Raw genomic sequence first — 26,988 nt, 5'->3', positions numbered from 1 at the left:
TATTTTTTTGTTAGAAAGTAACATTCACACCAAAATTGTAGGTAGCATACAGGGGATACACATTGGTATCGATACCTGCATTGGTAGGCGATCCGCCAATTTCTGGTGAAAAACCTTTATAGGTGAAAAAGTTGAAAGCATTTTGTGCATTTACATATACACGCAATTTTTTCATATTCCACTTTTGGGTAATTGCAGGCGATAAGGTATAACCCAACTGCATATTTCTTACCCTGAAATAACTACCACTTTCTACAAAGAAAGAATTGGGTAAATAATTGGTACCCCCACCAATATTGGCAGAAGGATATGTATTGGATGTACCCGCACCATGCCAGCGGTTATCATAAAAATCTTTGGTAAAATTCTCATTACCATAACGGATACCCAGGTTGGCATTATAAATATCCACACCTGCCACCCCTTGGAAATCGAGTGTAAGATCAAATTGTTTGTATGCCCAGTTGGTATTAATACCATAACTGTATTTAGGGTTTGGATTACCTGTTGGTACACGATCCAATCCATCAATTTTACCATCTGGTTTACCTGCCGAACCACTTATGTCCAAATACTTAAAATCTCCAGCTTTGGCATTAGGTTGTGCAGAAGCAGCTGCTTCTTCATTGGTTTGAAATACGCCTACTACCTGATAGCCAAAGAACTGACCAATTGGTTGCCCTACCACAGTACGTGTAGATAATGCACCACCTGTGGCAGCAGCGCCACCTGCATATATAGGATTACTACCTGTTGTTACAGCTAATACCTTATTATCATTGATGCCAATATTCGCACTTACAGAATAACTCAGGCCTTCATTGATATTATCCTTCCAGGTAGCAGAAAATTCAAATCCACGATTTTGAAAATCTGCCTGGTTGGCAATAATAGTTCCCGAACCTGTACCAACAGAAGCCGGAATAGGTACATCAAAAATGGCTTTCTCTGTTTTTTTATCATAATAATCAGCTTCAATGGTTAGTCTGTTATGCATCAAGGTTGCTTCTACACCTATATCCGTTCCCACACCTCTTTCCCAATAGGTAGTAGGTGGCACTACAGAATTAATACTGGCCCCTGTATAAATATTGCCACCAAAAATCGCTGTTAAGTAAGGGTCTTGAGCTACCCTTAACACAGAAATATTTGAAGGCACTGAAGCATTACCAATTTTACCCCAACTGCCACGTAATTTTAGTGAATTGAAGAGTTTTTGGTTTTTCATGAAATTCTCATTCGAAATAACCCAACCTGCACCTATTGAAGGGAAATAACCCCAACGCTGGTCGCCAAAGAATTTAGAAGAACCATCTCCGCGTATGGAAGCAGATAATAAATATTTATTTTGATAGGCATAATTGGCCCGTGCAAAATAGGAGGCAATGGTAGATAAATCACCTGCATCACTTACATTTCTGCCGGCAGTATTACCTAAACGCAAATACAAATCTCCATCACTGGTATTGGGCACGTTGGGTGCTGATGCAGAGAAGGAATAAGCCTGATAACGTTGTGCAGACTGGCCTGCCAATATTTTGATACTATGATCTCCAAATTTGTTATCGTAGGTTAGTGTATTTTCTAAAATCCAGTTACGTGTTTCGGCACGTGACATGGCCAATTGGCTGGTAGTATTTCTTTGCTTTAAGGTAGCTGTATATACAGGTACATATCCCCTTACTTCACTTTGACCAAATTCGCCACCAATACTGGTGTGAAAAGTAAAATGTTGTGCAAATTTTAAATCGGCATACGTATTACCGGTTAAGCGATAGTTTTTAGATTTTTGGTCAAATACATCTATAGTAACCTGTGGATTAAAGTTAGCGCCATCGCCCAAATTATAATCACTGGGGTCTCCATAAGAACCATCAGCATAATATACCGGCACAACAGGAGATGCAGCAAACAGCTGATGAAAAATGCCCCCGTTAATGTCATTAGAATTACTGGCCGAACTGGTTACTGTATATCCAATTTTCAAAGATTTAAACACCTGAAAATCGTTTTGCAAACGGGCTGTAACCCTTGTAAAATCATTGGTCTCTACAATACCATCCTGCTTTAAATAACCTATTGAAAAATTATAAGTTGATTTTTCTGTACCACCACTTAAAGACAGCTGGTGATTGGTTATTAATGCATTTCTTAATACCTGATGGTACCAATCGGTACCCTTGCCATAATCAGATGGATTAAGTATGGGGTTAGCACCATTGGCTGTAGCCAATTCATTTATAAGGGTAGCAAATTCATTTGCATTGGCCATTTCTACCGGGTTGGTAACATGTTGCATACCTACAAACCCATTATAATTAATAACGGCCTGGCCCGATCTTCCCTTTTTTGTGGTAATTAATACAACACCATTGGCAGCACGAATACCATAAATAGCTTCGCTGGAAGCATCTTTTAAAATGCTGATATTTTCAATATCGGCCGGGTTAAGAAAACTAATATCATCAAACCAAACACCATCTACTACATACAGTGGATTTGGATTGCCATATACTGTACCCAAACCCCTGATCCTGATCTCAGGTGAGGCACCAGGCGCACCTGAATTGGTAATTTGAACACCTGCTACTTTACCCTGTAAGGCACTAATTGGATTGATAGAGGATTGCTTGGAAATTTCCTCGCCCTTTACCTGTGCTACAGAGCCGGTTACATCTATTTTTCTTTGCGAGCCATAACCCACTACTATTACCTGGTCTAATTGTTTTGTAGATAATACCAATGCAACATTTATGGTGGTTTTACCGGCTACAGCTACCTCTTGCTGTTCGTAACCAATATACGATACAACCAATACATCATCATTGCCGGCGGTAATGGTAAATACACCTTCACTATTGGTAAAAGTGCCGCGGTTAGAACCCTTTACCTGTACCGATACTCCCGGCAAAGGGGCATTATTTTCACCTGTAATTTTACCTGTAATTACATCGGGTACTTTATAGGCCACTTCGTCTTCAGCAGTTTTAATAACCACCAGGTTATTCTGCTTTAACTCGTACGATAATTCAGTTTTTACAAAAATGGCATCCAGCACTTCTTTTAGTTCTGCATCCTGTACACTTAAGTCTACTTTTTGCTTCATGGCTGCCAGGTCGTTATTATACAAAAAACGGTAGCTGGTTTGCTTTTCAATAGAAGCCAGGATGTTTGCAATCTCAGTTTTTTTAAATTTCAAACTAATTTTTTGCTGGCCAAAACCATCTGCAGCTGCGTGCAGAGAAAAGACCATTACTAATACAACCGTGAGTTTCATAATCAGCAATAGTTTGGTGAGAAACGGTATTTTCTCACCCGTTAGAAAAGATTTCATACTTTAGATATTATGGGTTAAACAATCCAGCCCGCCAAGGCTGGTTTTACACACACGTTAAACCTGTTTTTCTGCGGGGAATGCGCCAACATTCTCCGCTTCTTTTTTTATTTATTTGGGGTGCAGGTAATTCTGGTAGTCAAGCATATATTTCATATTCATCGTTTGTAGTTTAAGCCATTTTTGTAGCCCGTCTTTTGTACTTCATTAGGGCTGCACTTGCGTCGCACTCTTGTGCGACAACAATACTATGCAGCTAAAAAAATACAGTATGTTCTCGTTTGGCTGTTAAAGCCCAATAGCAATACCCAATGTACAAGTGTGCGACGCAAGTATTGCTGCTATTTGAGCCAATTGCCAGGCCCAAAAAAATTCTATTGTCGCTTTATTTTACCGGCATTGCCCACATGAATTTCATGATCGGTAATGCTATAATTAAAATTGCTGGCAGCCTTTAATGCCTCAAAAGCCTGTTGAATGGTTTCTGTTTCGAAAGAGCCATAAAAATTTAGCTTTTGTACAGCCTCATCATCAAATACAATAGTTACATTATACCAACGCTCTAATTTTTTTGACAGCTCGTAAAAACTATCGCCTTTAAATTCAAGGCGGTTGTATACCCAGGCCGTTTCTATTTTTTCTTCTGCTGTTTGCGCCGTATCCAGTTGTTGAATGGTGTAAAGGCCCAAACTATTTGCTGCACTGGCTTTGGCGCCATCCGGCTTCAACGTTGCGGCATTGCCGGCATCCGGTGCTTTATGTACAATTAGTTTTTCATTGGGGTGTAAAAAAATGGGCGTTTGCCCCGGTATACTGCGGCTGGTAACCTGTACCAACCCCCTTAATAAAGTAGTTTCTATGGTAGTATCTGTATGATAGGATTTTACATTAAATGCGGTGCCCAGCACTTTAATATCATACCCGGAAACGTGCACTATAAATGGCCGGTTGGGTTGTTTTACCACATCAAAATAGGCTTCGCCTTCCAGGGTTACCTCGCGGGTGGCACCCGTAAAATTTTTATGAAAACTAATATGAGAACCTGCATTTAACCACACATTCGATCCATCGGGCAAAATAGTTCTTGTTCTGCTGCCATTTTGAGCTTCTAATTGCTCTGTATCAATAACTGCAGCCGTTTGCCGGCTATTGATATACCAGCCCCCTACACACAAAATAATAACGGCAGCAACAGCCGCTACCCGCCATGCATTGCGGTATTTAGATGGCATATAAACTACCGGAGCTGCTGTTTGGGCTTTGGCCTTTTTAAGTATATGCGAAATATCTTCGGTTGATTCTTTATCCGATAAAGCTGTTACCGGCTGTTCTTCTTTATGCCACATGCGTTTTAGCAAATCGTACTGTTGCTGCATTACCGCATCCTGCAATAGCATTTGCTGTAATGTTTCTTCCTCCTCAATGGTAGCTTCTCCACTAAGTGAACGGGACATTAGAAACCAGATTTTATTATTTGCTGAATTTTCCTGCATGCGTGTAACAGTTTAAGACAGCCAATATAAAATGTTCTACTAAGGATTTTAAAAAATTATTTTTTACCAATCAGGGGCCAGGTAAATGTTTTTTGAGGTTTTTGAATATTGAGGGCCGTACATATTTTTTTAATGGCAATGGCCATTTGCACATCGATGGTATTAACGCTGATATTTAAAATTTCAGCCACTTCCTTGTATTTTAAGCCATCTTCTCTTATTAGCTTAAAAACCATTTTACACCTTGGGGGTAATGCTTCAATGGCTTTTTGCATTTTTTGTCTCATTTCCTCAGTAATCATCAGGTCTTCGGGTGTGTTGGCAACATCTTCCAGTTCTATATCCAATTCATCAAAAGACTGGCTGATTAATGCAGCTGCTTTTTGCGAAAGTGCATTCAGCGATTGATTTTTTACTGCTTTATACAGGTACACCGTGATATTCTCAATATCCACAACCTTTTCTCTACGGCTCCAAAGTTTTACAAAAACATCATCTACCACTTCCTCAGATATTTGCTGGGAACGGGTAATTAGTTTTGAAAAATGCAGTAATTTTTTATGGAATTGTTTATATAGCTCCGCCAGCATCAGTTCATCTCCCTTGGAAATGCCAAACTGTATATGCCAGAAGTTGTTGAGCATAGTAACAAGCAGCAACGCTAAATTTTACCTAAGTTGAATGTTTTTCGCAGTTGCTTATAAGCATATGGTTTGTATTGGGGCAATACAAACGGGCATCTCATAAACAAACTTGTACAAAGCTAATCTCTTAAAGTGTAATGGCAGATATTTTGTTATAACCTGTGTATAAAAATTGGTGCTACCCTAGTAAAAAGCCCGGTTATGTGTAACCGGGCTTTGTTGCTATGATGGAATAATAGTTTTAACTGGCTGTTAAATGCTGCCTTATTTGCTGCAGTACAAGTGTGCGACGCAAGTTAAGCTGCCATAAAAATTGGTTGCCGGGCCTATAAAAATTACTGAAATATTTGGGCGTTGCAAATGATTGATGCCATCATAATACCAACAGCTATTTTTTTGCTTTTAAAAATAGCATGGCCTGTTTAAATTTTAATACCCAGCGTTACAAAATAATTTCTGGCATCAGATGGCATTAAACCGGGGCCGGGATAACCGCCTGCCCGGCGGGTAAAATACATTTTATTGGTAAAATTATTAATGCCTGCTTTTATAGTATAATTCTCCCTGAATTTATAGGCGCAGGAAATATCTGCTACCGTATACGCCGGAATTAAACCTACTGTAGCGGCCGCATTTGGGGTTTGGGTATTATTAGCATCGCTAAATGTGCTGCTTACATAACTTAGCTGAGTAGTTAACGAAAAAGTTTTGTAGAAATAGGTTAAGCCGCTACGCAATAAATGTTGGGGTGCATTTTCTACCCGGTTATTTTTTAAATTGGTTTCAACAAGTGTGTTGTTGCTGGCTTTGGTTATTACTTTTACATCATCGTACCGGGCATTGGTATAGGCATAAGAAACAAAAACACTTATTTCGCCATATTTTTTGCCCAGCCAGCCGGCCTGAAAAGGATTTAACTCCACCAATGCCTCTATACCGCGGCTGCTGCTTTTACCAATATTGGTGCGATAATTATAAGTAGAACTATCTAACCTTTGCTGGGTAATAGTGCCTATACGATTATCGTATTTCAGGTAAAAGAAATTTGCATCAAAAAACAGAAAATTGCCCAGCTTGCCACGATAGCCAAGATCGGCGCTTAGTCCTTTGCCGTCTTTTAAATTGGGGTCAACAATTTCGGTGGTGGGGTTAACTGCCAAATCAGCAAATTGAATGGGGCGGTAAGATTGTGTTGTATTGGCATATAATTCTGTATTACCAATATGGTATTCTGCCGCAAGCCCCATAAGCAAAAAGTTACGTGTTTTGCGGGTAGGCGAAAGTTTATTTTCATCCCCGGCGCTGTTATAATTTAAACGCCCCACAACTGTACCGGAAAGGCTTTCCCAACGGGCACCGGGAATGATAATCAGGTTTTTATTTACCCTAAAAATATTTTCTACCGCGAAAGCAATATTTTCTGCATCAAAATTAAGATGGGTTGGAAAGGTGCTATTGAGGTTTTCTTTGTTAAAATCGCTACCAGTATCGCCCAAACCTGCCCTGTAGCGGGTAGTATTACCCTTATAATACCTGGCAGAAGCTGTTAAGGAGTTTATTTGTTTGCCCATTTTGTAATGCAGCAAATGCCTCAATTCTGCCCCCATGTTGCGGTAAGTATCAATATCAATAGTACGGTTGGCATATTGATGCGTAACAGGATTGATAGAGTCTTTTACAGTAATGGGTTGTACATAGCCAATACTGTTTCTATCGCCTTTTAGTCCATATACTTTAAGGTTAAAATGGCTATTGGTATTAGGGCTAAAATCAATATTCGCAGCGGCGGTGGTCCAGTTAATATTCAACCAATTTCGGCTTCTAAAGGATTGTTGTGCATCTGTCTTAAACAAGGCATCGGTTAATCCGCCCGGCTGCTGGCCCAGCATTTCGTAATGTAATAATTCAATACCGGCTTTCCATTTATCGCTAAAACGGTAAGTATAAGTTCCAAATCCGGTATTTGTTTTATACTGGCTGTTATTGCGCCATCCATCGCCATTTCTATGATCAAAAAAAGCATAGAAATGCGATTTTTTGCCCGTGCCGCCAATGGCGTTATAAGTATTTAACATACCAAAACTTCCCACAGTATTCTGTGTTTCGGCCATCAATGGTTTTTTAATATCGCTGCCATCCTGTAAAACATAGTTTACCATGCCGCCCAATTGCGGACCAAACTGTAATGCACCTGCTCCCTTAATAATTTGTATTCTTTGTACTGCCTGCATAGGCGGGTTATAATAGGCTTCTGGGTAACCAAACGGATCTGCTGAAATATCATAGCCATTCTGCCTGATATTAAAATCCCAGCTACGGTTAGGGCTTAGTCCGCGGGTGGCAATGCCAATTTGCACACCACTGCCATCGCTTTCCCAAATATGTATGCCGGGCACTTTAGCCAATATTTGCCGCATGGTATTATTTACCACGTTACCATTTACATTATTAACTACCACCAGCGCATTTTTTTTACCTGCGAAAATATGGGTACCCACTATTTCTGGCATTTGCACCATATCGTGCCGGGTATCTTTACCTACTACGGTTACATCTGGTAAAAATTCTTTAGGGCTTAGTGTATCCTGTTGTGCCAGATTAGTGTCTTGTGCTAAGGTTGCAGTTGCAAAAAAAATAAACGCACCTGTTATCCAATTTCTCATTGCCTGTTTTTTATTTACTGCAAAATTGCCGGCATAAAAACTGTGTTGTTTATACAATCAGGAAATGCACTTACGCAAAGAGGAAATAGATCAATAAATACCCACTATTGACCCGGCAATGGGTTAGATAGCGGCTTTACTTGCGTCGCACACTTGTGCGGTTAGATATGTCTTGTCCTGAAATAGGTTTACAGTAAAAATTTATAATATGTAAATTACTACATTTGGTATAGGGAAAAAATCAAGGGGAAATAATAGTCTCATTTATGAGGTTGTTGTTTCCTTTTGAATTTATTTTTATCTCCTTTTGTTGTTTATTTTTCTTCCACAGGTTCCTGGTTTTTATTGCTGTCTGGTGAACATATTGCGGTGTTAGTAAACCGATGCTCATGTGCAGCCTTTCCGTGTTGTAGTACACAACTGATTTTGCCACTGCCTTTTTTGCTGTCTGATTATCCTGGTATTGCTTTAGCAGGTACTCTCCTTTAAGTATTCCATTGATTCTTTCTGCCAGTGCATTTTCGTAAGGGTCTCCATTTTCTGTCATGCTTATTTTTATGTTTTTATTCTTTAATATTTTGACATAGTCTGCTGAACAATACTGAGCACCCCGGTCTGAATGGTGAATAAGGCCTTCGATATTTTTATTAGCTGCCAGTGCCATTTTTAAAGCAGCAACAGTGCCCTGTGCCGAATAATCCTCTGAAAGGTACCAGCCTACTATTGTATGCGAAAAAGCATCTGTTATTACAGACAGATACATGAACCTCCCATTTACTTCTATGTAGGTCATGTCGCTTACCCAGAGTTGGTTGGGCGCAGATGGCTGCAATTCTTTAATTAGGTTGGGATACTTGTAAAACCTGTGAAAAGAATTGGTGCTGTAATGGTTGCGCCGCAAGGGTTTTACCAGTATTCCAAACTCCCTTAACAGATCAAACAAAGCATCCCTGCCCAGCTTGATCTGATGTTCTTTCACAAATGGCTCCAGCATTTTATGCAGCTTCCTTGTGCCCACCCTGGGATGCCTGCTGCGTATCTTGTGCACTTGCTGCAATATCAGTTCCGCTTCTATAAACAACTGTTGCGTTACGTGGCTTTTTTGATAAAAAGCCTGTCTGCTGTAGCCAAGCAACCGGCAAGTTCTTTCCACCACTACTGGTTTTTTTTGGTCTTGCCCGTATTCATGGATCGCCTGGCTCCATACTTTTTTTCTATTGGTATCCCTAAATCACGCTCTGCGATCTCTATCATTTTCTTGTACAGTCCGGCACGCAAACGTTCATCTTCCAGATCCCGCTTTAAACAACGGATCTCTTCGAGCAGCTGAGCTGTTGTTTGTTCTTTTGACATACCCGTAAACTTACTGATCTTCTTTGACTGAACAACTGTCCTCCCCTTTTTAATTATCCTTACCCAGCGGCTCATCACCCCGGGATGTATTTTGTATTGTTTTGACAGCATCTCAAAACTTACATCTCCCTGAAGATACCTTTCAATAATTCTTGATTTAAGTTTTAAATCATAAGGCTGCGTCTTTTTACGAACCCCTTTAACCTTGCCTTTTACAAATACTGCTTTGATTAATTTGTCCATTGACTTAAGTTTTTGGTTAAAAACTGTCAACTTTTTTTAGGACGAGGCAATTATTTATTGAGCTTTTACCGAGGCAAAGTATAAAAAGCAATCATTGAAAAATAGGGTTTTAAAATTGCAGAGCCCCTGGCATACGGGAAGGTATGGGAGGGGCTCTGCAAGGAATATTGAACAGATTTAAATAATAGAAATATTATTTTGATTTCGTGTAAAAATTAAAAAAAGGTATATCAACAACTAAGTTCATCCCAAAACGCACATAAAGGTTTTTATTTATGTTAATATCTGTCGCAGTTACTTCTCTTAGTTGAGGGCCTAACTGTGCGCCAAAGCCAAGCGAAATTGGGCATTTGCCGAAACCCAAATAATAATATAATCCGGGCGAAATAATGTTACTTAATTTAACTTCTGACAAAACTTTACTACTGTCATCACCGGCTCTAAAAGATACCAAGGAACCGACATCAATTAAGGAAATGAAAATAGTAGAACTTTTGCCTCCTACCTCTTTACCATTACTTCTTACCCCAGTTGGGTGATTTTTATTAAACTTACCACCATTACCCCAACTGAAGGCAAGGCCAACCGGTGCTGTAATTCCATAAGAAAATGCCCATTGATTTTCTTTTAGTGTAGGTAAATATTCGCTACCTGCAAAAGGACCTATAAAAGCGTTTAAAGAAATATTCATGTTAGTTTCTCTTTTTATAGAAGAACTGCCTACTGGTAATACTGCAGCTTCTATAGCGGCTTTTACTTCGTCAGAGTTCTTTGCCTCAACGATACTTGCCATAAACGTTCCATATTTTACATATCCATCTTTTACGTCTGTGGGTATGTTTGGAATTTCAGCAAGTATCAAAGATGTGTGCAATATCAAAGCACCATAGTTTTGAGATTTTATATCGTAGCAAGCATCTGTAGCAGCATCAATAATAGAAACGAACTTTTGGATGTCGGCAGTTATATTTGATAGAGATGGATCAATTTTGTTATTTCGAGGAAGTAACTGTAGAGCAAGCTTTAAAAAATTTGATATAGAGGAAGCATAGTTTGCATATGTAAGAATTGAAGATGGTTCACTGTCTTTTTTAACTGCTATTATGTTTTTTGCATTATCTGAAACCTCACTTGCCGATATAGCCAGATTATTAAATGTCTCTTTAAATTGCGCACCGTTGGTATTCCAGGTGTTGCTTAAATCTGTCAAAATTGTTTTTAGATCAATTGAATTACCGCTAGTAAAAGTAAATGATATATGATGAGGATTTTTTTGATCACTTGCATATAGCAAACCAAGATAAAGTTTTAAAGTTGTTTCATTAGTAACTAAATCTGCCACTTGTTGTTTTGTGATCCAAACTCTCCCCTCATCATTACTTCTTAGAGATTGTGATATCAGATCAACAAATTGAATTGAATTTGAAAAAACATCATCTTGGCTACAAATTCTATCCGTTGCAAGTTTTGCAATAACCTCGGCAGCATTATTTCCTTTGATAATTTCGTTGGTAGTAATAATTGCGCCACTTATTGACCTGCCTGCCAATTTATTATTTAAAAAATCGCATATTGAATCGGCGCGTGCTTTGATTGTAGCATCCGAGCTATAGCCTTCATAATTTATAGCTTCCCTAAGATTTAAAAGGGAGGAGCTAATTATAATTAAATCCTTTTGAAACGATGCCCTTAATGCCGGTAACATGGCTGCATAATTATAAGCTGCTATATTATTTATTATGCTTACTGTACTTGGAAAAAGAATTTTTGTTTCAGGATATTTTTTTAGAAACTCTTGCAATTTTCTGAAAAAAGCAATATTTAATTCTTCTTTACTACGCTCCACTAAGAATTTAGCTAAGCCATCAGCAAAATTTGTAACATTTAAATCGCTTGCTTTTTTTATCAAAGATGTAAGATCAAAAGAGGGGGGAATCGCTTGCGCTCCAGGCCCTCGAAAATAGTCTTTCAAAAAAGGGGTATTTCCTACTGCAGCAGTGATTTGCAAATCAGTTAACTCGCCATAGTATTTTACCAATATTTGTCTAGTTTCTGCAGATAGTTTGAATCTACCACCATTTTGATCAGATATTTCTTTTAGTGCTTTAGCATCATAATATGTAAGCGTTTGAGAATTAGCAGAAACGCAAATTATTAGAAATAAAAAAGGGAAAAATGTTTTTTTCATAATGTGTTCTTAAAAATTATTTAGTAAAAGGTTTCCATTTAAAACGGGTAATTTTTTTCCGTTGAAATCAGTTTCAATAGAAGACTTAATAAGCATTGTTTTTACTTTATCAAAATCATATCTGAAGTTGTTTTTTGAAATGAATAGTGCAACTATACCAGCTATAATTGCATTGGATTGGCTGGAACCGCTTAAAACTAATGGTTGTTGTGTAGAGCTATAAGATTTTATTTCATTTCCAAATGTTATTGTTGTTAGTGAATCATTAATAAAAGAATAAAGGCGGGGAGGAATAGGTATTACCCCTATTGAAATTGTATTTTTAAGTGCGGCTGGGTATACTGGTCCAGGATCGTTAAACTGAGAGGCATCCCCAATAGAACAAATGATTATCTTATTTTTTCTAGCTGCATCATTTATTGCATCTTGTATTCTTTTTAATGTAGCACCATTATTTATAATAGACCCCCAACTAATTGATATAATATGTATAAAATCATGTTCATTACACCATTCGATTGCTTCAGCATATCTTATCGTATCATTTTCTGAGATAAAATCATCTTCAGATATTTTGCAAATTGTCAAATGTGATTCAGGAGCAACTCCAAAAATTTCATTACTATTATGATCTGCACCAATAATTCCTGCACAATGAGTACCGTGTCCAAATGAATCAAGTACAGAAGTTTTATTATAAGAGTAAAAGATGTCAGTATTATATTTTAAATTAGAAATAGAAGGGTTTATTCCAGTATCAATGACGGCTACGCCAACCCCTTTACCTTTTGAATGCATCCATAACTGTGGTATGCATAATTCAAGCATCCAAGATGGATAAAGTATTTGTTTTAAAGATTTTTTTATAATCGTCGGATTCAGTCCTTCTCCCCAAACCCAATGATTATTTGCATCCTGGTACCATGTTCCTAACTTGTTGATCTTTTCATCTACACTTTCAAAAGGTGCATTTTTAAAGAGTTTAGCAATAACATTACCTTTATCAATAAAGTTTTCTACTGGTGCAGTGCGAACATTTAATATTGATGCTTTTACATTAAAAGATGCCATAATAGTTGATTTTAAAACAGGCTTGAATCTTTCATTATATTAAGATCTAGATGTCCGCTAGTTCCTATAATCCCTGTGTCTTTGTATTGCCAGATGCTCCAGTCATCCCAACCTATGGGGCTTGGAACATTATTCGCATCTGGATGTGTTGGATATCTCGATATCCATAACTTAATATTTTTACCAAGTCCATGGCCTGTGGGTAGTCTCCGGTTAAGAAATTCTGTACGGCTGTAAATCATTATTCCTTTTTGATTAAAGGGAGGCTTTATTGCCGCAATAAAGAATTCTACCCAGTCTTTATATTGATTGGATGTAAGCGGCGTGTTATCATCTTCAAGATCTAACACAAGTGGCAAATCCGCAGGTGGCAAATTATTCATCCGGGTCATGTAATCATTTGCTTCCGCTTCAGCATCTTTTTGAATAGTTCCACCGCTTTTCATATCTGCATGACAAAAATGATAATATCCAATCTTAAAGTTATTCCGTAACGCATTTTGTGCATTTATTAAAGCTTTAATGTCAGGTGTGTTAACACCATCTGACGTCTTTATATACACAAATTCGCAACCTGCATTTTTAATGGCCTGCCAATCTAATTTGTCGTTGTGATGAGAAATATCAATACCAAATTTAAAATTGGATGGAAGGTTTACCGGTAGATCTCTAAAATTTGAAATTACTTTTCCTGCAAGTATGATTAAACCGCCTCCCCAATAAAATGAACCAGCGGAATCTTTATACCATTTCCCTAAAGCAGAATTTGTTACGGATACTTCTTCTCCTTCAAATCTAAATCCTTGTTGAACAGTTCCTATAATATTTGTTTTATCAGACAAGTTTGCAGGAACGCCACTACGCCTGTTAAGTTTTTTTACTGATACTTGCAATAACATATCTTATCCTACAGCCTCCTCAGTCTGGTTTGAATTGATTATAATTGGTGCAGGTATATTGGAATTGCCGGAAGAGGTAGACGTACCCCCGGAATTATCATTCGTTGATGAACTTATTTTAGTACCTGCACCACGAAGACTTATTAATTTATTCAGCAGGTCAAACCAAAAAGGAGCTCCGAGACAAAGAGCAAATGCTGTAATTAACCATCCGAAAAATGTCTCACAATTACCATTCTGATTTGGCGCGTAAACAAACCACCTATCACCTATATACGCCTGAATGTAAGCACATCTTTCATTTGTAAAAACTAACCTATTATATTCTTCTTTTAAGGAAGCAGAATTCGTATTCGCGATTCTTATTTTTAATGCACTTATGTTTGCCGTATCATTATCAATTCTTATGGAATCAATAGGTTTTTTCTTTCGCAATAGACCAATTGTGTCTCTTTTATTGTTCGTTAACATTAGAGCCAATTCTGAAGTGATTTTATCAATACTATCGATTGAGCATTTTAAATTTTTAATTTTTAAATTCCGGTTAATTGAATCCTTACACATTTTTAAACTATCGCTCCATGGTCTTCCCAAGCCTAAAATAGTATTGGCAGCGTTTGCATCATTCGACAGTAGCTCGTAAGCTTGTTTGTATGAAGAGTCTGCAGCTTTTAATGCATTTGTCTGAATCGTATCTTTAGTCGTATTTTTTTGATTATCGAAATTCTTAATTATTTCTCCATATTGTTGCTGCTTGCTTATAGCCATTTGAACAAGCTGATCTCTTGCACCATCATCTTTTGAAAGTATCCGATTAATTGCTATCGTGTCAACATTAAAAGCAACTGCAATAACAAATCCAACAATGAACAAAACCAGCCGGGTATATCTTTTATACCAACCGGAACACCGTTCCATAGTATCATTAAACCAATCTTCAAGCTTAGACCTGAATTTTTCAAGATCAGCACCGGATTCAAGCCAAAGCGACCTTAGAAACAAGGCTGTATCTGTATTAATCTGAACTGTATCCAAAGCATTTATTAATCCAGCATTACCTTGTTGGATAATCGCCTTTACCGCCGGGTTACCGATATCGCTTGAAATATTTATAGGAATTTTAAAGATAGTTCCATTGTTAATTGAGTTATTTATCGTTTGTACATCATTTGTATTTACTTGACCAAAACCCTTTAACAAATCAACAACTACCTTAGAGAAATTTTGTGCTGATATGTAAGCCGGCTTGCTATAAAAATTATCTTCCCCCAAATACTTTATTAATGGATGAACATAAAACCATGGAGTAATTGATTTATCCTTTAATAGATTGGGCTTTCCAAAAAGGTTTGCAAAAGATTTAAATCTTCCCCACAAACCCATTTTTGATGTCGACATCCCATCTTCAAGCATTCTAAGAATAGCTTTTTCTAAAATTTTTGATCGGAAAGCCAATTTTGTAGCAATCATTTCCTGAATAATAGTAGCAAGAAGACTATATAACAGGTAAATAAAAACCAAGCCAATAAAAACATCCAAAGCAATATTGCCAGACATGATGATGATTATTTTCGCCTACTCTTTTATCCCCTTTTCGGCATACGGGTTATTGAAATAGATTAAATTTTTAGTGACACTAAATTATACACTCACAAACCGGTATACACCCGTAAAAACCCCCATTTTTAGTACCGTTAAAACACGGTAGTTCCATGTGAATTTTCACTTACAAAAAAATTAAAAGAAAATATTATGTGCTGACGAGAGAAAGATTATTACAAAGGAGTCGGATTAATTACATTACAATAAAACTAAATATTATTATTAATATCTACAAATAAAAGAGCTATATAATTTACCGGATTTTCATTTTTTAATACACAGCAGAAAATAACTTACAATATCTTAATGCAAATGGCATATAGCTATCCTTACCATTGCTGCATTAAAACAACAAAGTATAAACGCATTATTTGTTTTCAGAGAAATGCTGCATTTACTATCAGAACGCTCAAGAGTGCGACGCAAGTACTGCCCAATAGTTTTATTTAGCCTGGCTAATAACGGTATTAATTGCCAAATACTTTTTTACCGCCACTATAGGTTGCCAGCACTTTTGTATCAAGCACTTTAACGGCATTTACTTTCATCAGGTCGGTATCTAACATAATAAAATCGGCTTTTTTGCCGGGCTCCAAACTGCCTACTTCTTTTTCAAGAAACCCTGCTTTGGCTGCCCATATGGTCATACCCCGTATGGTTTGTTCGCGGGTAAGCGCATTCTCCATTTGAAAACCACCTGCAGGATATTGTTTGGCATCCTGCCTGAAAACCGCTGCCAGAAAGGTTTTGAAAGGGCTTATATCTTCTACCGGAAAATCGGTACCCAATGGCAACCAGCCATTTTGTTGTAATAATTGCTGGTAGGCATATCCGCCCTTTAAACGTTGTGCGCCCAATCTGTCGCCGGCCCAATACATATCACTGGTACCATGTGTGGGTTGTACCGATGGAATTACCGAAGCACTGCCAAACAAATTAAAATCGTTTTCATTTACAATTTGTGCATGCTCTATACGCCAGCGTTTATCATTTTTCCCTTTTAGGTATTTATTGTACACGTTTAATATTTCTCGGTTGGCACTATCGCCAATGGCATGCGTACACATTTGAAATGGCGTATTTACCAACAGGGCCGCAACAGAATCGTAATGCGATTTTGGCTCCAGTAAAAAACCAAACCACCCCGGCTTGTCGCTGTAAGGTTGCAGCAGGCAGGCGCCGCGGCTGCCCAATGCACCATCGGCATATACCTTAAATCCGTTTACAAAAAGCCGATCGGTTTTATAGGGCCCTTTGGGTAAATAATGGTCGTAGTTTTCTTTGCTATCGGTTAGCATTACATACAAACGCATTTGTAGTTTATCTTCTTTTTGCAGCGAGTCTATTTTATCTACTGCTTTATAACTAATACCACATTCTGCAATGGTGGTTAAGCCCTGCTCAAAGCATTTGGCCTGTGCAGCCAGCAGCCAACGTTCAAACTGATCTTTTGAGGGATAAGGAATTACACTTTGCACCAGGTTAACTGCATTATCAATTAAAATACCGGTGAGCACGCCGTTTACAGTTTCTATAGCACCTCCGTTTAATTGTTGATTGGGCTGTATGCCTGCCAATGCCAATGCTTTGGCGTTGGCAATAACCGCATGGCCATCTACCCTTTCCAATACTACCGGTGTTTTGGGGAACAATTCATTTAACTGTGCATTGGTGGGGTATTGTTTACCTGGAAATTTATTTTGATCCCAGCCGCGGCCACGTATCCATGGCTCGTTTGGGTGCTTGGCAACAAACTGTTGTACCCTGGCCACCACTTCGGCAAAACTGCCGCTGCCGGTAAGGTCTACCTGAAACAACGATTCGCCATACGAAACAAAATGCGCATGCGCATCAATAAAACCTGGGTAAATTGTTTTACCATCGGCATTTACAATTTCGGGGGCTACATAGGCATTCATAATATTGGCATCGGTGCCCAGTTCCAGTATTTTACCATCCTTAATCGCCATGGCCTGCGCAGTTGAAAAAGCACTATCTACCGTATAAATAACGGCATTACGCACAATCAAATCTGCATCATGCTTTCCTTTACAGGCGGCCATCAAACCTGCTATACATAAGGCCAGTACATATTCTTTTTTCATATTATACATGCTATAGCGCAAATGTATACAATAGAAATATGATAAAACTATGACAGTATTAAAAAGCTTGCTGACCAAAATCATCCAACCATGGTTTTAGGGCAGATAGCTTTGCCAAATTACAAAAGGCAGCAGGTGTTGTACCCGGCTAAAGCATAAGCAGCAACATCCTTGCGTCGCACTCTTGTGCTGATATAACTATATGCAGCAGTAAAGAAAGCAAAACAATAAAAAGGTTACTATTAATGCAGCAGTTAAAACCGCCACCTGCAGCTGCCATAATAACTGGAATTTGAAACGAGCGTGGCAAGTAAAGCTTCATAGAATATAAACTGCCGGCTACATAAAAAATAATTATGCACCCATCTTTGGATTTGTTAGAAAAATACAATGTTCCCGTACCCCGGTATACCAGTTACCCTACTGTTCCTTTTTGGGATGAGCATATAGCTGTTAACGAATGGCAACAGGTTTTGCAACAACAATTTACAGCCTGCAATAGTACCACCGGCATAAGTTTATACCTGCACTTACCCTTTTGCGAAAAGCTTTGCACTTATTGCGGTTGCAATAAAAAAATTACCAATAACCATAGTGTTGAAGAAGAATATATGCAGGCCATTTTAAAAGAATGGCAATTGTACCTGCAGGTTTTTAAACACAAACCTGTAATAAGGGAATTACATATTGGCGGCGGTACCCCTACATTTTTTTCGCCCGAAAACCTGGGCCGTTTATTGGATGGCATTTTTGCACAAGCCACCATACATCCACTACACGAATTCAGCTTTGAAGGTCATCCCAACAACACCACACTTCAACACCTGCAAACCTTATACAACAAGGGTTTTAGAAGGGTAAGCTTTGGCGTGCAGGATCATGATGCCAGGGTGCAACAGGTTATTAACCGCATACAACCTTTTGAAAATGTAGCCAGGGCAACAGCTATGGCAAGAGCAGTGGGCTATACATCAGTAAACTTTGATCTTATTTACGGGCTGCCATTGCAAACCACAGAAAGTATGGCCACCACCATTGCACAAACACTCACCTTACAGCCCGACAGAATTGCTTTTTATAGTTATGCCCATGTACCCTGGACCAGCCGCGGACAAAGGCTATTTGATGAGCATGATCTGCCCAGCACCTCTGTAAAAATGCAACTATACCAAATGGGAAAAACATTGTTTACAGCACATGGCTATAACGATATTGGCATGGACCATTTTGCGCTACCCGGCGATGATCTTTTTATTGCACGCAACCAGGGAAGACTGCATAGAAATTTTATGGGCTATACCACGCAGCATACCGGCTTATTACTTGGCTTAGGTGTATCCAGCATAAGCGATGCAGGTATTGCATTTGCCCAAAACGAAAAAAAATTACAGGATTATTATACAGCAATAGACCATAACCGCCTGCCCGTGGTGAAAGGTTATTTTTTAACCGAAGAAGATGTTGTTTTTAGAAAACAGATATTAGATATTAGCTGTAACAGTACCACAATTTTGCCACATGATTATTTGGGCCTGCTTAGAGATTGGGTTATTCCCGCATTATTGCCCTTAGAAAAAGATGGCCTGATTGTTTTAGCAGATGATGCCCTTACAGTAACAAAAATGGGAGAGAATTTTATACGCAATATTTGCAGTGCTTTTGATTTGCACCTGCAACGCAAAACAGGTGTTACCAATACCAACCAATATAGTAAAGCTATTTAAGCAGATTTTTTTTGACGCAGCATTTTGTATATTCTGATGGCGGCCAGCAGCACAAAAATAAATGCTGCAAAACCAATAATGGCCCATACAAAACTGAGGCTTTCTTTAACCACAACCAATGTTACAATACCTACCAGAAATATGGTGGCTACCTCGTTCCAAATGCGCATTTGCATAGAACTGTATTTAAAAATACCCTTTTGCTGTTGCTTATACAATACGTGCAGCGATAAATGATATGCATATAAACCTATTACAAATAGTAGTTTTATCAACAACCAGGTACCCCCCGGTTCAAACACTATGCGGTACCATTGATAATCGGGACTAAACAATAACGACAATCCAAAAATCAAAGTAATAATTGCGGATGGCCAGGTAATACCCAACCATAAGCGCTTGATCATTATACCAAACTGCAGCCTTAAAACAGCTGTTGCTGCGGGCTCTTTTTCGCCGGCTTCAATATTGTAAATAAATAGCCTGGGCATATAAAATAAGCCGGCAAACCAGGTTACTACAAATATGATATGAAGATCCTTAAGATAGAGATACATGGCCCTTATTAAGTAAGTTAATCTATTTAAACAGCTGTTTACAATAACATGGTGGTGCTACCATTTGCATAATCATTCATCCAGGCAGTAAGTGCATTTACCCATAATGGATTGGTATTTAAACAAGGTATCACGGTATAGCTTTCACCGCCTGCATGTAAAAATTCCTCTTTGCCTTCCATGGCTATTTCTTCCAGAGTTTCCAGGCAATCGCTTACAAAAGCAGGGCATAATATAATTAGCTTTTTAACCCCTTCGCCGGGCAATTCTTCCAGGCGTTTGGCAGTATAAGGTTTTAACCATTCTTCACGGCCCAGGCGAGACTGGAACGAGAAGCCCACTTTCTCTTTTGGTATTTGCAATGCACCCGCAATTAATTGTGTGGTTGTCCAGCATTGATGCCTGTAGCAGGTAGCATGCGCCGGAGAAGCCACTTCGCAACAATTATCTACTTTAAGGCAATGGCAGCCTGTTGGGTCGGCCTTTTTCATATGCCTTTGCGGTAAGCCATGATAGCTGAATAAAATTTGATCGTACTCTTGTTGCAAATGCGGTTGTATACTTTCTGCCAGTGCATGGATATAATTTGGCTCACTATAAAAAGGCTTTACAAAATCTAGTTTAAAAGTATACTTGTTTTTGGCATGCACGGCTTTGGCATGTTCCACTGCTGTTTCGTAACTACTCATGGCATAATGCGGGTAAAGTGGAATTGCAATTACTTCCTCTAAATCCGGCACTTTGGCCAGTAAATTATCATAAGCCTGCTGCATAGAAGGGTTGCCATAACGCATGGCAATTTCAACCGGTGCGGCTACAAAAGGTTGTAAGGCCTGCTGCAGTTGTTTGGTAAGTACTACCAGCGGAGAACCCTCTTTTGTCCAAACTTTTTTATAGGCTTCTGCAGATTTTGGTGCCCGCAAAGGGGCAATAATACCGCCCACCAATAACAAACGGGCCAGGTAAGGATAATCAATTACACGCCCATCCATTAAAAATTCCAGCAAATATTTTCTAACATCCTTCACTTCTGTAGAATCGGGCGAACCCAGGTTCATTAATATAATTCCGCGTGTAGCCATCATCAGTTAATTATTATGTGCAAATGTATAGGAACAAGACAGTTAATAAAAAGATCGGTGGTATTGTGATTTTTTTGTGACAATTCTTTTAACAGCCATTATGATACCGGCTGTACAACATATGGCATCGCCGCTTGCCACGCTCGGTTCAGGGTTCCCGCTTTGTGGCGGCAAAAAACACCCATAAACCACAACAAACAACAACACTATCTACTTAATTAGAAAATAGTAGAACTGTTTTATAGATATTGATTTGGCTGTTTACAGTTGCCAAAAAATACCACAGTACAAGTGTGCGACGCAAGAGCAGCTGCATTTCAATCCCTCAGTTTGGCTCAAAAAAAATACCGGCATTGTGGCACCGGTATTACTGGTAATCATAATATAAATTTTAGCCTGCTATACTTTTAGCTACCATTACTTTTTCTTTTAGCATTTCACGAACAGCATTGGCTATGGCTGGCGCATCGTAACCACATTCTTTATGCAGTTCTTTTAATGTGCCATGTTCTACCAACCTATCGGGAATGCCCAGCATTTTTATTTCGGCAGTATAGTTATGCTGGTTCATAAATTCTAAAATAGCAGTACCACATCCGCCAACAATGGTACCATCTTCTACGGTTACTATTTTATTGAATTTACCAAATACTTCGTGCAGCATTGCTTCATCCAAAGGTTTTACAAAGCGCATATCATAATGGGCTGGATTAATACCTTCTGTTCTTAATTCACGTATGGCTGTGGTGGCAAAATTGCCGGGATGGCCAAGACTAAGAATGGCAATATCTACTCCGTCTTTTATTTTACGGCCTTTGCCAATGGTAATGGCTTCCATTGGCTTTTTCCAATCGGGCATTACGCCTTCGCCTCTTGGGTAACGTATTACAAAAGGCAATTCATTAGCATCCAGTTGGGCCGTGTACATCAAATTACGCAACTCCTGTTCATTCATTGGAGCACTGATAATCATATTTGGAATACAGCGGAAATAAGCAATATCGTATGCACCATGGTGCGTTGGACCATCTTCTCCTACCAAACCTGCCCTATCCAGGCAGAATATTACCGGTAGTTTTTGAATAGCCACATCATGCACTACCTGATCAAAAGCCCTTTGCATAAAGGAGGAGTAAATATTGCAAAACACTTTCATGCCCTGTGTGGCCAGTCCGGCACTTAGCGTTACGGCATGTTGCTCACAAATACCCACATCTAAGGCCCGGGCAGGCATTTTCTCCATCATTGGCTTCAGCGATGAGCCACTTGGCATTGCGGGGGTAATGCCCATTATTTTCTCATTCTTTTCGGCAAGTTCCACAATTGTATGCCCAAAAACATCCTGATATTTAGGAGGTTGGGGCATATCGTAATGCTTTTTAAATATTTCGCCGGTTACCTTATCAAATAAACCAGGAGCATGCCATTTGGTTTGGTCTTTCTCGGCTAATTCAAATCCTTTACCCTTAACAGTAACTATATGCAGGATTTTAGGACCAGGCATTGTGCGCAGGTCTTTCAAAGTATCAACCAGTTTGGTAATATTATGCCCGTCTATTGGGCCAAAGTAACGGATGTTTAAGGATTCAAATAAATTACTGCTTTTACTTACCATGCCTTTTACACCGGCTTCCAGTTTACTGGCCATATCCCTGGTAAAGTGTTTGCCAACGGGTAATTTGCCCAGCATTTTCCAAACATCATCTCTAAGTTTGTTGTAGGTATGTGAGGTGGTAATATCGGTAAGGTATTCTTTTAAAGCGCCCACATTGGGGTCGATGCTCATGCAATTGTCATTTAATACAATCAGCATATCCGCATCGGCAACTCCGGCATGGTTCATAGCCTCAAATGCCATACCGGCCGTCATGGCGCCATCTCCAATTACGGCTACAGATTTTCTATCTTCTCCTTTTAATTTTGCAGCAATGGCCATTCCCAAAGCAGCAGAAATAGAGGTAGATGAATGCCCCACACCAAAAGTATCATATTCACTTTCGCTACGTTTGGGGAAGCCGCTAAGGCCCTGGTATTTACGGTTGGTGCTAAAATTATCCCTGCGGCCGGTTAGAATTTTATGGCCATACGCCTGGTGACCAACATCCCAAACCAATTGATCGTAAGGGGTATTGTACACATAATGCAAGGCTACGCTTAACTCTACAACGCCTAAACTGGCGGCAAAATGGCCACCATGTACACTTACCACATCAATTATGTATTGGCGCAATTCATCACAAACCTGGTGCAGTTGTTCCCGACTTAACAGTTTAAGATCGTCTGGTTTATTAATGCCTTGCAAAAGGGTACCCGGTGTAATTTCCATTCAGGAGTTAATTTAAGTTGTAAAAGTACTATTTTACTCGAATTGTGTAAATGCTAAACTGTTAAACGGGAATGTGCAGGTTGTGGTTCGCTATTTTTAAAATAATTTATTACCTAATACCCACCCTATTTGCCTTTAATATAAACAAGCACTTAATAAGTAGCTTGTGTTATTATCTTTGAGAATTGCTCAAAAAACTTACAATTGCATAATAAAAAAGTGTCATATAATAAATACTAATCAAATATGATGAGAAGAATTTCAGCATATTGGTTGTGTCAGTTAGGCGGATGGAGTGGATACATTCTGGTAAATACTTTTTTCTATTTAACTATACGCACTAAACCCAGCCCCTATTTTTTCCAGTCACTTTTTCTTGATGTGCTGGTAGGGCTCACCCTTACGCACCTGATGCGCAATTTCATCATCAAAACCAAATTGATGGATTATGATATCAGGCGCCAAATTGTTTTCATGTTTCTTACCACCATTATGTTTGCCCTTGTGTATGCATCGGTAATTACACTGGCCGACCAGACAGTAGGTTGGGAATCGGAAATGATGAAAGAATATACCTACTGGAATAAACTACTAAGAACTTCATTTGGTTTCTCGCTTTTCTTACTTATTTGGAACTTTATTTATTTTACCTATCACTATGTGGAAAAAGCCCGCCGTGAACAGCTGGATAAAATAAGACTGGAAAGCCTGGTAAAAGAACTGGAATTAAAAACCATAAAATCGCATATTAACCCGCATTTTATATTTAACGCATTAAACAGCATAAGGGCATTGGTGGATGAAAACCCCGAAAGAGCCCGTACCGCCATTACAGAGCTTAGTAATATTCTGCGCAGTAGTATGCAGGCGGAAAAACTGGAAACCACCACACTGGAGAAAGAATTGAATATTGTTAAGGATTATCTGGGACTGGAGCATATCCGTTTTGAGGACCGACTTACCATTGAATTTGATATTGATGAGGATACCCTTGACCAACAGGTACCACCCATGATGCTGCAAACGCTGGTAGAAAATGCTATAAAACATGGCATTAGCAAACAGGTAAATGGCGGATTGGTAAAAATCATTTCCGATTTTAGGGGCGATCATCACGAACTGATAGTACAAAATACCGGCAGTTTGGGAAATACGCAAAGCAGTGAAGGATTTGGTATTGTAAGTACGCAAAACAGATTATCACTGTTATATGGAGGCAAAGCCAATTTTGCAATTATTAATGTAAATGGCAATATGGTAGAAGCAAAAGTTACCCTGCCCGTTTTATATATGTAAATTAACCATTCAAACTATAGATTATGCCAATTAAAGCAATAATTATTGATGATGAACGACTTGCCAGAACAGAATTAAAAAAATTGCTGCAGGAGTTTGCCGATGTGCTTGTAATTGAAGAAGCCGCCAATGTAAATGAGGGTATTGAAAAAATAGATTTACTTAATCCAGATCTTATTTTCCTGGATATACAAATGCCTGGAAAAACAGGTTTTGATTTATTGGCAGAACTGGATAAAACCCCACATGTTATATTTACAACTGCATATGATGAATATGCCTTAAAAGCATTTGAGGTTAATGCGCTGGATTATTTGTTAAAGCCCATTGAGCCCAAACGATTAAGCGATGCCATTCATAAAGTACAATACGAAATGAGTAAGGAAAGTGGTGAAGAACATGGTATTGTAAACCGTGGACCACTTACCGAAAACGACCAGGTATTTGTGAAAGATGGTGAACGTTGCTGGTTTGTAAAACTAAACGAAATACGCTTGTTTGAAAGTGTGGGCAACTACGCCAAAGTGTTTTTTGCCAGCAATAAACCATTAATATTAAAATCGTTAAATGCACTGGAAGAAAGGCTTGATGAAAAAGTATTTTTTAGGGCCAACCGTAAACATATTATTAACCTGCGCTGGATAGAAAAAATAGAGCCCTATTTTAATGGTGGCTTATTGGTAGAATTAAAAGGTGGTGAAAAAATTGAAGTAAGCCGCAGACAAACAGTTAAGTTCAAAGAAATGATGAGCTTCTAAATAGAAAATGTAATGATGTTACCGGCGGTTTATTCAACAGGCAGCTGCTCTTGCCACGCTCGGTTCAGGGTTCCACTTTCATGGCATCAATAAAAGGGAGAGCAATGATGCACTTGTACTTAAAATAGAATACTGTATTTATAAAAGCCTAATAAATTACCAACTGCTTTTTTAAAAAACAAACCCCGGTATAAAAATGCCGGGGTTTGTTGTAATACAACTATAAACTGCGAAATTTGCAAAAAAACAGATTAATAGCCGGCAAAACCTTTACAAGCAAAAGAGTTTTGTATATTTAGCGCTAACAGCACAAATAAACAAAGAACAACAAAACCGCATATGATAATAGAACCAAAAATGAGAGGATTTATCTGTTTAACAGCGCATCCAAAAGGCTGTGAACAAAACGTAATAAATCAAATTAGCTATGTGCAATCCAAAGGAACTATTGAAGGCCCTAAAAAAGTATTGGTAATAGGTGCATCAACTGGTTTTGGTTTGGCCTCAAGAATTACCAGTGCATTTAGTTCAGGTGCTGCCACTATTGGTGTTTTTTTTGAAAAACCACCTCAGGAAGGCAAACCCGCTTCGCCAGGCTGGTACAATACGGTTGCCTTTCAGCAACAGGCTGCCAATGCTGGTATATATGCAAAAAGTATTAATGGAGATGCTTTTTCAAACGAAGTAAAACAAAAAACCATCGATCTTATTAAAGCCGATTTGGGTAAAATTGATTTGATAATCTATAGCCTTGCCTCACCTGTTAGAACCAATCCGGCAACTGGCATTACGCACCGTTCGGTGCTTAAACCAATTGGTAATACCTACAGCAATAAAACGGTAGACTTTCATACAGGTATTGTTTCTAATATTTCTATTGAACCTTGTACTGATGAAGAAATAAATAATACCGTTGCCGTTATGGGCGGTGAGGATTGGGAAATGTGGATGGATGCACTAACAGCTGCAGATGCCTTAGAAGAAAACGCCACCACTATTGCCTACTCGTACATTGGCCCATCACTTACTGAGGCGGTTTATCGTAAAGGCACAATAGGTAAAGCCAAAGATCATTTGGAAGCTACTGCATTCACCATTACAGATAAGTTGAAACCTATAAACGGTAAAGCTTACGTATCGGTAAATAAAGCATTGGTTACACAAGCAAGCTCGGCTATACCGGTTATACCTTTATACATTTCCTTATTATACAAAACAATGAAGGAAAAAGGTATACATGAAGGTTGTATTGAACAAATACAACGCTTGTTTCAAGACAGGTTATTTACTGGAAATGCAATACCTACAGATGAGCAGGGCAGAATAAGAATTGATGACTGGGAAATGCGTGAAGATGTACAAAATGATATTACTGCTTTATGGCCAAAAGCCAGTACTGAAACACTTGGAGAAATTGGGGATTTAAATGGCTATAAATCAGATTTCTTAAACTTATTTGGTTTTGCTGTTGAAGGTGTTGATTATGCAGCCGATGTAAATGAAAACATCACCATCCCTCAATTACAATAATATCTTATTGCTAAAAGCATGGGTATAGCTAATTATGCCCATGCTTTTTTGTATTATTCTATGGATACAAATTTTGGTATTAAAGATTTGTATTTTAAAAAGCTCATCACTGTTAAGAAC

General features: G+C 38.6%; 18 protein-coding genes. 4 read left to right on the top strand and 14 right to left on the bottom strand.

Annotated elements, in window-relative coordinates; genetic code table 11:
* Positions 1-10 precede the first annotated feature (10 nt).
* From GD597_RS11980 to GD597_RS11930, 11 genes are all read right to left on the bottom strand, one after another.
* Positions 11-3,334: a TonB-dependent receptor gene (locus tag GD597_RS11980; protein WP_171608092.1), complete on the bottom strand. Its 3,324-nt coding sequence runs from the start codon at positions 3,332-3,334 to the stop codon at positions 11-13.
* Between the two features lie 374 nt (positions 3,335-3,708).
* Positions 3,709-4,827, bottom strand: coding sequence for a FecR family protein (locus tag GD597_RS11975; RefSeq protein WP_171608091.1), 1,119 nt, complete (start codon positions 4,825-4,827; stop codon positions 3,709-3,711).
* Between the two features lie 56 nt (positions 4,828-4,883).
* Complete coding sequence (locus GD597_RS11970; RefSeq protein WP_171608090.1) at positions 4,884-5,471, bottom strand: RNA polymerase sigma factor; 588 nt, start codon at positions 5,469-5,471, stop codon at positions 4,884-4,886.
* Between the two features lie 422 nt (positions 5,472-5,893).
* Positions 5,894-8,134: a TonB-dependent receptor family protein gene (locus GD597_RS11965; protein ID WP_171608089.1), complete on the bottom strand. Its 2,241-nt coding sequence runs from the start codon at positions 8,132-8,134 to the stop codon at positions 5,894-5,896.
* Positions 8,135-8,375: 241 nt separating this feature from the next.
* Entirely contained in the window at positions 8,376-9,287 is a 912-nt protein-coding gene (locus tag GD597_RS11960) for an IS3 family transposase (RefSeq protein ID WP_317170308.1), read from the bottom strand.
* Positions 9,288-9,289: 2 nt separating this feature from the next.
* Positions 9,290-9,730, bottom strand: a complete 441-nt coding sequence (locus tag GD597_RS11955) for a transposase (protein ID WP_171608087.1) — start codon at positions 9,728-9,730, stop codon at positions 9,290-9,292.
* 193 nt (positions 9,731-9,923) lie between these two features.
* Entirely contained in the window at positions 9,924-11,918 is a 1,995-nt protein-coding gene (locus GD597_RS11950) for a hypothetical protein (RefSeq protein ID WP_171608086.1), read from the bottom strand.
* Positions 11,919-11,927: 9 nt separating this feature from the next.
* On the bottom strand, positions 11,928-12,989 hold the full coding sequence (locus tag GD597_RS11945) for a S8 family peptidase (RefSeq protein ID WP_171608085.1): 1,062 nt from the start codon (positions 12,987-12,989) through the stop codon (positions 11,928-11,930).
* Positions 12,990-13,000: 11 nt separating this feature from the next.
* On the bottom strand, positions 13,001-13,882 hold the full coding sequence (locus GD597_RS11940; protein ID WP_171608084.1) for a glycoside hydrolase family 25 protein: 882 nt from the start codon (positions 13,880-13,882) through the stop codon (positions 13,001-13,003).
* Between the two features lie 9 nt (positions 13,883-13,891).
* Complete coding sequence (locus tag GD597_RS11935; RefSeq protein WP_171608083.1) at positions 13,892-15,445, bottom strand: hypothetical protein; 1,554 nt, start codon at positions 15,443-15,445, stop codon at positions 13,892-13,894.
* 512 nt (positions 15,446-15,957) lie between these two features.
* A complete protein-coding gene (locus GD597_RS11930) occupies positions 15,958-17,595 on the bottom strand; it encodes an amidohydrolase (RefSeq protein WP_171608082.1) in 1,638 nt (545 codons plus the stop codon).
* A gap of 356 nt (positions 17,596-17,951) precedes the next feature.
* On the opposite strand from GD597_RS11930, the gene hemN reads away from it, so the two are divergent.
* A complete protein-coding gene (gene hemN / locus GD597_RS11925; protein ID WP_171608081.1) occupies positions 17,952-19,319 on the top strand; it encodes an oxygen-independent coproporphyrinogen III oxidase in 1,368 nt (455 codons plus the stop codon).
* On the opposite strand, the gene GD597_RS11920 is transcribed toward hemN, so the two are convergent.
* From GD597_RS11920 to dxs, 3 genes are all read right to left on the bottom strand, one after another.
* Positions 19,316-19,876 carry a CopD family protein gene (locus tag GD597_RS11920; protein ID WP_171608080.1) on the bottom strand — a complete coding sequence of 187 codons (561 nt, stop codon included), beginning with the start codon at positions 19,874-19,876 and terminating at the stop codon, positions 19,316-19,318. The genes hemN and GD597_RS11920 overlap by 4 nt on opposite strands.
* Before the next feature lie 38 nt (positions 19,877-19,914).
* The gene (gene hemH / locus GD597_RS11915) at positions 19,915-20,961 is read right to left on the bottom strand and encodes a ferrochelatase (RefSeq protein WP_235954272.1); all 1,047 of its coding nucleotides are present in this window, start codon (positions 20,959-20,961) and stop codon (positions 19,915-19,917) included.
* A 388-nt stretch (positions 20,962-21,349) separates the two neighbouring features.
* A complete protein-coding gene (gene dxs, locus GD597_RS11910) occupies positions 21,350-23,284 on the bottom strand; it encodes a 1-deoxy-D-xylulose-5-phosphate synthase (RefSeq protein WP_171608079.1) in 1,935 nt (644 codons plus the stop codon).
* 246 nt (positions 23,285-23,530) lie between these two features.
* On the opposite strand from dxs, the gene GD597_RS11905 reads away from it, so the two are divergent.
* The 3 genes from GD597_RS11905 to fabV all read left to right on the top strand — a co-directional run bounded on the left by GD597_RS11905 (position 23,531) and on the right by fabV (position 26,868).
* Positions 23,531-24,580, top strand: a complete 1,050-nt coding sequence (locus GD597_RS11905) for a sensor histidine kinase (RefSeq protein WP_171608078.1) — start codon at positions 23,531-23,533, stop codon at positions 24,578-24,580.
* Between the two features lie 23 nt (positions 24,581-24,603).
* Positions 24,604-25,338, top strand: a complete 735-nt coding sequence (locus GD597_RS11900; protein WP_216368575.1) for a LytR/AlgR family response regulator transcription factor — start codon at positions 24,604-24,606, stop codon at positions 25,336-25,338.
* A 339-nt stretch (positions 25,339-25,677) separates the two neighbouring features.
* Entirely contained in the window at positions 25,678-26,868 is a 1,191-nt protein-coding gene (fabV, locus tag GD597_RS11895; protein WP_171608077.1) for an enoyl-ACP reductase FabV, read from the top strand.
* The last annotated feature ends 120 nt before the right edge of the window (positions 26,869-26,988 follow it).

The sequence above is a fragment of the Limnovirga soli genome (genome assembly GCF_013106755.1).
Lineage (GTDB): Bacteria > Bacteroidota > Bacteroidia > Chitinophagales > Chitinophagaceae > Limnovirga > Limnovirga soli.
The sequence above is the reverse complement of the archived record's forward strand: the minus strand, read 5'-3'. Positions and strand labels throughout refer to the sequence as shown.